The 680-nt window shown below is 41.9% G+C and carries 1 pseudogene; it reads right to left on the reverse strand.

Annotation, left to right across the window (positions count from 1 at the left end):
• Positions 1 to 680: pseudogene (locus tag LPB87_RS20600) on the reverse strand (hypothetical protein); the annotation flags it as partial.

Here is a 680-nt window from a genome sequence, read left to right on the forward strand (position 1 = left end):
TCGCCACTGTTGGGTTATTAGCCAAACAGAAATCCTGCGTATCATCATTCGTTGTTGGTTTAGCTGGATCAGTTACTGTTACCGTTACAACTAATCTTACTGAACTCACACAACCAGTTACTGGATCTAGGATTGCTCCGTAGTATTCTCCATTTGCTAAAGCTGTGGTTGGATCTAATGGCGTTACACTTACTAGTGAACTATACCAAACCACTCCCGTTTCATTTACCTGAAGACTCGCCACTGTTGGGTTATTAGCCAAACAGAAATCCTGCGTATCATCGTTTGTTGTTGGTTTAGCTGGATCTGTTACTGTTACCGTTACTACTAATCTTACTGAACTTACACAACCAGTTGCTGGATCTAGGATTGCTCCGTAGTATTCTCCATTAGCCAAAGCTGTTGTTGGATCTAATGGCGTTACACTTACTAGTGAACTATACCAAACCACCCCTGTCTCATTTACCTGAAGACTCGCCACTGTTGGGCTATTTGCCAAACAGAAATCTTGAGTATCATCGTTCGTTGTCGGTTTAGCTGGATCTGTTACTGTTACCGTTACTACTAATCTTACTGAACTTACACAACCAGTTGCTGGATCTAGGATTGCTCCGTAATAAGGTCCATTAGCCAAAGCTGTGGTTGAATCTAATGGCGTTACACTTACTAGTGAATTGTAC

This window comes from Flavobacterium sp. EDS (assembly GCF_020991525.1).
Taxonomy (GTDB): Bacteria; Bacteroidota; Bacteroidia; order Flavobacteriales; family Flavobacteriaceae; genus Flavobacterium.